Source organism: Micromonospora sp. GCM10011541, assembly GCF_042650725.1.
Classification (GTDB): domain Bacteria; phylum Actinomycetota; class Actinomycetes; order Mycobacteriales; family Micromonosporaceae; genus Micromonospora; species Micromonospora sicca.
Genome location: NZ_JBHSBP010000084.1, coordinates 1 through 7,538, shown reverse-complemented (window position 1 = coordinate 7,538; position 7,538 = coordinate 1). Strand labels below are relative to the sequence as shown.

General features: G+C 69.2%; 8 protein-coding genes and 1 pseudogene. 2 read left to right on the top strand and 7 right to left on the bottom strand.

All coding sequences use genetic code 11. The annotated features are described in order from the left end of the window. Nucleotides 1-176: 176 nt before the first annotated feature. The 6 genes from ACFOYX_RS30125 to ACFOYX_RS30100 form a co-directional block, all read right to left on the bottom strand. Nucleotides 177-1,169 (bottom strand): DUF1152 domain-containing protein, encoded by a 993-nt coding sequence (locus tag ACFOYX_RS30125; protein WP_322444112.1) that lies wholly within the window; start codon nt 1,167-1,169, stop codon nt 177-179. Nucleotides 1,170-1,482: 313 nt separating this feature from the next. Then, nucleotides 1,483-1,923, bottom strand: a complete 441-nt coding sequence (locus ACFOYX_RS30120) for a VOC family protein (protein ID WP_322444106.1) — start codon at nt 1,921-1,923, stop codon at nt 1,483-1,485. Between the two features lie 249 nt (nt 1,924-2,172). Next, complete coding sequence (locus ACFOYX_RS30115; protein ID WP_322444107.1) at nt 2,173-2,463, bottom strand: hypothetical protein; 291 nt, start codon at nt 2,461-2,463, stop codon at nt 2,173-2,175. Nucleotides 2,464-2,725: 262 nt separating this feature from the next. Beyond that, complete coding sequence (locus ACFOYX_RS30110; RefSeq protein ID WP_322444108.1) at nt 2,726-3,871, bottom strand: DUF6596 domain-containing protein; 1,146 nt, start codon at nt 3,869-3,871, stop codon at nt 2,726-2,728. 4 nt (nt 3,872-3,875) lie between these two features. Then, on the bottom strand, nt 3,876-4,283 hold the full coding sequence (locus ACFOYX_RS30105) for a YciI family protein (protein ID WP_109803115.1): 408 nt from the start codon (nt 4,281-4,283) through the stop codon (nt 3,876-3,878). Between the two features lie 595 nt (nt 4,284-4,878). Continuing rightward, the gene (locus ACFOYX_RS30100) at nt 4,879-5,163 is read right to left on the bottom strand and encodes a hypothetical protein (RefSeq protein WP_322444109.1); all 285 of its coding nucleotides are present in this window, start codon (nt 5,161-5,163) and stop codon (nt 4,879-4,881) included. Nucleotides 5,164-5,358: 195 nt separating this feature from the next. Here ACFOYX_RS30100 and ACFOYX_RS30095 point away from each other — a divergent pair, with 195 nt between their 5' ends. Continuing rightward, a complete protein-coding gene (locus tag ACFOYX_RS30095) occupies nt 5,359-5,583 on the top strand; it encodes a hypothetical protein (protein ID WP_322444110.1) in 225 nt (74 codons plus the stop codon). 20 nt (nt 5,584-5,603) lie between these two features. Next, nucleotides 5,604-7,112 (top strand): aminotransferase class I/II-fold pyridoxal phosphate-dependent enzyme, encoded by a 1,509-nt coding sequence (locus ACFOYX_RS30090; RefSeq protein WP_322444111.1) that lies wholly within the window; start codon nt 5,604-5,606, stop codon nt 7,110-7,112. Nucleotides 7,113-7,167: 55 nt separating this feature from the next. Here the strand turns inward: ACFOYX_RS30090 and ACFOYX_RS30085 are convergent. Then, nucleotides 7,168-7,284: pseudogene (locus ACFOYX_RS30085) on the bottom strand (IS6 family transposase); the annotation flags it as partial. Between the last annotated feature and the right edge of the window lie 254 nt (nt 7,285-7,538).

Sequence of the window (7,538 nt, the reverse complement as noted above, 5' to 3'; positions counted from 1 at the left end):
AGAAGCCCTCCGAGATATTCACCGAACTCGTCGAGGCAAATGCTTCCACTGGCTGAACCCGCCGGGTCGTAAGGAACCACCCGCGGCGGCGCAGGAACGAACTCTTGCATGGACGAGTTCTAACCCATCAGGCCGATGGTTGCGATGACCACACTCAACCGCCGCCGTCCGGGGGTTCAGTGGGGAAACGCGCGGGGGATGCGTGCGCTGAGGAGTTCGTCGCGGAACGCTTGGATGCGCGTGATGACCTGTTGCCTGCCGATGGTGTTCTCGATGCGGTCGAGGTACAGGCATCGGGCGGCGAGTTTGTCGAGGTCGACGGTGAAGTAGATTGCCATCAGCGGGTTGACGAACAGGTCGCCGCCGTCGGTGCGCCGGGTGAACCGGATGTCTCCGAATGCGCCGCTGGTGGCGGCGGCGATCTGTCCTTGGACGATGCTCGGCCGGTCCGGGGTGGCGGCCTGGGCGTCGGCGACAGCATCGCGGTACAGCGCCGCCTCCCGGCTGGAACCGGGTATGGACAGGGCACCGAGGTAGCCGCCGTCGCGGTCGAGTGCGGCGAGGTTCTCCAGCACCTGGACGTGGTTGACGCCGTCGTAGGCGTCGATGCCGAAGCCGAGACTGGTCACCAGCTTGACCGGCACGTCCAGCGCGGCCACGGCGGCCAGGCTGGTGATGTCCTCCACCGGGGTGCCGAGATCGCTTTCGTCGCCGCGCAGCAGGACGTCGGTGCCGCCATCGACCAGCACCACAGCATCGATGTTGAGTTGTTCGACCAGGTGCCGGTACGCCGCCCGTAACGGCTGGACACCGAGCGGCGGAAAGGCGTACACGGTCGACGGCAGCTCCTGAGCCACCAGCCACCGGGCGAGCGTGCGTTCGGGGAAGTACCAGTCCGGGCTGGTGGTGTCCGGCTGCACCGACGCGATGTGCTCCGCTATCCACGCGTCCCGGTCGATCAATTCGAGCTGGGAGAAGGACAGGTTGGCCAGGTGCACCTGTGCGCCGCCGCGCCACAGGGCGAACGCCAGGGGCAGCCCGGCGTACACGTCGAACCCCCCGCCCGCTCCGGCGATGAGGATGCTCCGCGCCGGAGCCAGCGCGGCAAACAGCGGCGGAACGGCCAACGAGAACGCACCGGGGTCGGCCGGCAGCGCGGCAGGATTCATCACCGCTCAATGATCAGCCACGACCATGCGATCCAAGCCCTCGTGGCCCACGGCGACAGGCAACAGCGATCGGGTGTACGTACATGCCGCCCAGGGCGCTCGGCAAAGACGGCTCGCCGGCGAACCCCGGATCGTCGTTGTCTGACCGCGGACATGAGCACAACCGGATCAGGGCCGCGAGCGAACCAGCCCACGACCCCGCAGTGCCTGCTGGATCTCAACGCCAAGGTGCTCCGCCGTCGAGGGTTCCTCAGGTGATGGCTTGGCCCATCGGCGGCCGGGCGCGGTCGCTGCACGGTCCCTTCGGCGGACCTCAGCTGAGCTGCTCGGCCAGTCCGACGATGATGCCCTCCGGGCCGCGGACGTAGCACAGACGATAGATGTCCTCGTACTGCGCCAGCTCGCCGACGAGCTCGGCGCCGTGGGTACGCAGGCGGGCGACCACGTGCTCGATGTCGTCGACGGCGAACATGATGCGACGAATGCCCAGCGTATTCGCTGGTGCATCCTTCGCCTCGGCGCTGATCGCCTTCGGCGTATGGAACATCGCCAGCTCGATTCGACCGTGGCCGTCCGGGGTGCGCAGCATAGCGACGTCCTGCCGGACGTCGTCGATCCCGATGACACGCTCCACCCAACGTCCCTCGATTGGCCCTTTGCCCTCCAGCTCCATGCCAAGTTCGACGAAGAACGCAATTACAGCCTCGAGGTCGTCGACAACGATGAGGACGTTGTCCATCCGCTGGATCGCCATGCTGGGCCCCTTTCTGTACGACCACGGTGGCCGGCTCCACTGCTGAGACGAAGCCGCCAGGGCGTTCTCGACAGACTGTGCACCATCTTCTGCGGGGAAACCTCGTGAGGCGGCGGTGCCATCACGCGCCGGGCGTACCGCTGCAGACGAAAGCAGGTACGCCCGCAGGCCCCTGAAGCCCTCACGTAGGCGATCGTCGGGGTGTACTCATTTGCCGCAGACCGCGGGCGCCGGTAACTGGCCTGTTCGTCAACCATGCACCAGCCATGAAGCCGGGTGCATGAAGTGGCGCATCATGCCAAGTGCCTGGCAGCCATGCTTGACCGATCGATCGGCCCTGGCGGCGTAAGTCGGCCTGCCTCGTAGGCGGTCAGCCGACGCAGTATCTCCGTGCGGTCGTAGCTCGGAAAGCCGACCAACAGGAGCCGTCGTCAACCCGAGACGCCAGATGACCTCGACAATCGGCGCAAGCTCTTCGTCGATGTCGGCGCTCGGGCCGCCCACGCTGACCCTGCGGACTGGGTGCAGGTTCTCGCTCACCCGCGGGATCCTACTGATCATGGATGTCGGCACGGGCCGGCAGTGGCGGCACCTCGCCCTCCAATCTTCCTCGACGTGGCGCGCACTGTTTTGCGACTGGTGGTCACGGCGCCCGACGGACGCCCGTGCAGCGAACACCCGCCCTGTCAACGAGCTCCCGTCGCCTCAACCAGCTGACGGTCCGGTGCGCCGCCGCTCGGACCCGCATGGTCTCAACCACACGGCCGCACCAAATGCTGCAAGGAAATCCGAGCGTGGCCGGTCAGCGACCTCGGCGGGCGTTGAGGCGGGCGGCCTGGCGCGTCAGGTGGTTGCGCTCGGCGAGGTTGGGGGCCTTTTGGGCCGCCTCGGCGTACAGCCGGGCCGCCGTCGCCAGGTTGCCGTCGCGCTCGTGGAGGTACGCTGCCACCGCCGTGTGGCGGGGCAGTGCGTCGTCCAGTGCCGCGAGCGCCGCCAGTCCGGCGCGCGGTCCGTCGGCCTCGCCGACGGCCACTGCGCGGTTGAGCCGGACGACCGGGCTGTCGGTCAGGCGCGCGAGTTCGTCGTACCACTCGACGATTTGCACCCAGTCGGTCTCCTCGGCGGTGGGGGCGTCAGCGTGGAGTGCCGCGATGGCGGCCTGGGCCTGGAACTCGCCCAGCCGGTCGCGGGCGAGGGCCGCCTGCAGGATCTCGACGCCCTCGGCGATCGACGTGGTGTCCCACCGGCTGCGATCCTGCTCGGCGAGCGGCACCAGGCTGCCGTCGGGCGCGGTCCGGGTGGCGCGCCGGGCGTGGTGCAGCAGCATGAGGGCGAGCAGCCCCGCCACCTCGGGGTGGTCGATCGCGGCCGCGAGCTGCCGGGTGAGGCGGATGGCCTCGGCGGCGAGGTCCACGTCGCCGGAGTAGCCCTCGTTGAAGACCAGGTAGAGGACGCGCAGCACGGTGGCGACGTCGCCGGGCTGGTCGAACCGCACGCCGGAGATGGTGCGCTTGGCCCGGCTGATGCGCTGCGCCATGGTCGCCTCGGGCACCAGGTAGGCGTGGGCGATCTGGCGGGTGGTCAGCCCGCCGACGGCGCGCAGCGTGAGCGCGACCGCGGACGACGGCGTCAGCGACGGGTGGGCGCACAGGAAGTAGAGCTGGAGCGTGTCATCGACCGCGGGCACGGGCCCGGGCGCCCGCTCCTCGTCGACGAGCTCCTCACGTCGGCGGCGGGCGGCGTCGGCCCGGGTCGTGTCGAGGAACTTGCGCCAGGCCGCGGTGACCAGCCAGCCCGTCGCATCCCGCGGCGGGTCGGCCGGCCAGACGCGGAGCGCCTCGATCAGCGCGTCCTGCACGGCGTCCTCGGCCGCCGCGAAGTCGGCTCCGCGGCGGACGAGGATGCCGAGCACGCTCGGCGTGAGGCTCCGGAGCAGGGCCTCGTCCATCAGGTCACTCCGTGATGGTGGGCGGCGCGGTCAGGAAGGGGCGCAGCTCGAGCCACTCGTGGATCGGCTTGCCGCCCGCCCCGGGGGCGGCCGACAGCTCCCCGGCCAGCTCGAGGGCGCGCTCGTAGCTGTCGACATCGATCACCATCCAGCCGGCGATGAGGTCCTTGGTCTCGGCGAACGGGCCATCGGTGACCGGCGGGCGTCCCTCACCGTCGTACCGGACGAACGTCCCCTCGGGGGCGAGCGCCTGGCCGTCGACGAACTCGCCGGTCTTCTCGAGCCGGGCCGCGAAGTCGTTCATGTACTGCACGTGCGCCGAGATCTCCTCCGGCGTCCACTGGTCCATGGGCACGTCGTTGACCGCAGCCGGAGCGCCGCGGTAGTGCTTGAGCAGCAAGTACTTGGCCATCGTGATTCTCCTGAGCGCTGGTGCGACCCATCGTGGTCACATTCACCCCAGGGACGGAGCCGGTCACCAGTTCTCGACAGCGCCGTCCGATTTTATTTTGGGCTCTCGTAGCTGAGCCTGGGTGCACCGTCTCGTGGTGTCCAGATCCACGGCGTGGCGCGAGGGCGAGAAGGAACGGGCCCTCCAAGATCAGCAGCGACCAAGCAACTGAATGAAGAGAAGCTTTGCCTGCAGACTGTACGTGTGCCCCTGGTGCGTCGTGGCGGCGCAAGGGAAGCCATTCGTGCTTCCGTTTGGGCGGTCAACCGATCACGCTTCACGGGTGGGCGAGCGGGCCGGCGTGACCTCCCAGAGAACACCGAGGCGATCGCCTGCCGGGGACAACCGAGCCCTACAACCAGAGCGGCGGATCGGGAGCTTCATCGGCTCCGCACCAGCAGCCCATCAGCCTGCTGCCCGCCCAGGAGCCAGCCGGGTAGCTCAGCGGCTTCGCCCTCCACCGTTACCACGCACGGCCGGCCGGTCTTCACCTCCCAACTTCGATGACGGTCCGTCGGCGCCAGGCGGAGCGCCAACGCCTCATTGCTCGGCGCACTTACGACTTGCCGCGCAGGACGGCGCGGCGCTGCTTCAGTTCGTCCTCGCCGATCTCACCGCGGGCGTACCGCTCAGCGAGCGTGCGCTCGGCGGCGCCGCGGGCGGACTGCCTGGGCGACCTGCGGTAGACCACGTACCCGATCCCGGACAGGACGAGGACCCAGAACAGGATCGGCAAGATCAGCCACCAACCCGGTCCCCCGCGATTCCAGGGACCGTGCCCGTCCGACCATCCCGGGTACGGGTGGGCGTACACCGTGAAGCTCATCAGTTCTGCCGGCATTGCAATCTCCTGTCGTGTGGGCTGCTTCTGCGCCGTTCCCTGAGATCGTGCGCCGGCCACATCGGCAGCATCGTCGGTCAGGCAGCGGCACCCGGGGTACGTCGAGCAGCGCAGGCCGCTACGCGCACATACCGCCGCCGAGGTACGGCGACGCCGCGTTGCGCAACGCCGCGCTGGCCGTAACTGCCGGTTGTCGTGCGCTCTGCCAAGGTCGAGATCCTGCTGGCCCTCTTGAGCGGCGCCGCCGTCGGCGCCCTGGTCGCCCTGCTTCAGCCCGCCTGGGAGCCCGCGCTGCTGCTCGTGCCGCTCGTACTCGTCATCGCCGTCGCCTCTCGTGTGCCACAGGAGCCGGCCGTCGAGGCGGCGGCCACGTCCCAGGGCGGGGCGGGGGCGGCGGCGCGGGCGAACGCCAGGACATGATCCAAACTATCCTCCGGGTCATGACTTCGATCTCACCCGATCGGCGCAGCGTCGACTCCGCCCTGGACCCCTCGGCGGAGCAGATCCGGGACATGGGTGGGCGCGCCGTCGAGTGGATCGCCGCCTACCACGACTCGATCCGGGACCTGCCGATCGGCCCGCGAACCTCCGCTGCCGCACTGAAGGAGCTGCTCGCCGAGCCGCTGCCCGTCGAGGGCCGTGACTTCACCGACCTGCTCACGGTCTTCCGTGAGGTGATCGTGCCCGGCAGCCGGCACAACGGGCATCCCCGCTTCTTCGGGTACGTCTCGGCGCCGGGCACCGCGGTCGCCGCGGTGGCCGATTTCCTCGCGTCGGCGCTGAACGCGAACCTCACCGCGTGGCGGTCGGCACCGGCTCCCGCCGAGCTGGAGCACGTGGCCATCGACTGGATCAAGGAGGCCCTCGGCTGCGACCCGGGCGCCGGGGGCCTATTCATGAGCGGCGGATCGATGGCCAACTTCACGGCGCTCGCCGCCGCACGACACCGCCACTGCGGCGACGCGGTCGCCACCCACGGTGCGGCCGCACACCCCGCGCCGCTGCGCGTCTACGCCTCCACCGAGACCCACCACTCGATCCACAAGGCCGCCGCGCTGCTCGGCATCGGGCGGGCGAACGTCCGCGAGATCCCGGTGGACGCCTGCTTCCGGATGGACGTCGACGCCCTCGTCCGCGCCATCGAGGAGGACCGGGCCGCCGGGGCGGAACCGTTCTGTGTGGTGGCGAACGCCGGCACCGTCGTCACCGGCGCGGTCGACCCGCTCGCCGATATCGCTGCGGTCGCGCGGCGGTACAGGCTGTGGATGCACGTTGACGCGTGCTACGGCGGCTTCGCGCGGCTCGCCCCCTCGGCTCGTCCGCTCTTCGACGGCATGTCGGAGGCTGACTCGATCGCCCTCGACCCGCACAAGTGGCTCTACCTGCCCGCGGACTGCGGCTGCCTTATCTACCGCGACCCCGAGGCGGCGCGGCGGGCCTTCAGCCTCGACGCCGACTACACCCGGGTCATGCAGACCGAGCCGGCCGAGGCCTTCGCCTTCTGGGACTACGGCCCGGACCTGTCCCGGCGATTCCGCGCGCTCAAGGTCTGGATGGCGCTGGCGCACGCTGGTTCGCGAGCTGTCGGCGACGCGGTCGAGGGCAACCTCGATTGCGCCCGTCACCTGGCCGAGCTCGTCGACGCCAGCGCTGACTTCGAGCTGCTCGCCCCGGTCGAACTCTCCATCTTCTGCTTCCGCTACCTGCCGGGGAGCGCACATGCCGGCTCGCGGTCCCAGTCCGACGAGGAGGAACTCGACCGCCTCAACGAACGGATCATGCTGGCGCTGCAGCAGGCTGGCAGCTCGTACCTGTCGAACGCGACCATCAACGGCCGCTTCGCGCTGCGCGGCTGCGTGCTCAACTACCGCACCACCCGCCGCGACATGGAGATCCTGCTCGACGACGTACGCCGCGCTGCCGAGCAGGCGATCGAGGAGACGCGCTGAAGACTCGACCTGGGGTTGCCAGCGGCCGACGGCTGGCTCGATTCCACCTGCCCCGCGACAGCAGCTCCTCAACGTCGCGATACGAGAGGTTGAAGCGCAGATACCAGCGGACCGCGACCACGATCACCTCGGGCGGGAACCGAAACCCGGCGAACGCCGACGTCGGAGGCAACCATGGTCCAGGCCGGGTCGATGACTTCACTGCTCAAGCCTGCCTCGATCTTGCCATCGCTCAAGGCAACGGTGCCCGAGGCTGCCCTTCCTCGGAAGAAGGCACCCGCTCTGGTGGTGGAGTTGGGCAGGCTGCTGTCGTGGCTCGACGGTGCGGGCAGCTGCTGGTGGGGATGCGCCAATGGTGATCACCTAACCTCGGTCTTTCGCTAACTGTTGATCAAGGTTGTTGAGGCGGTTGGTTGATCTTTTGGA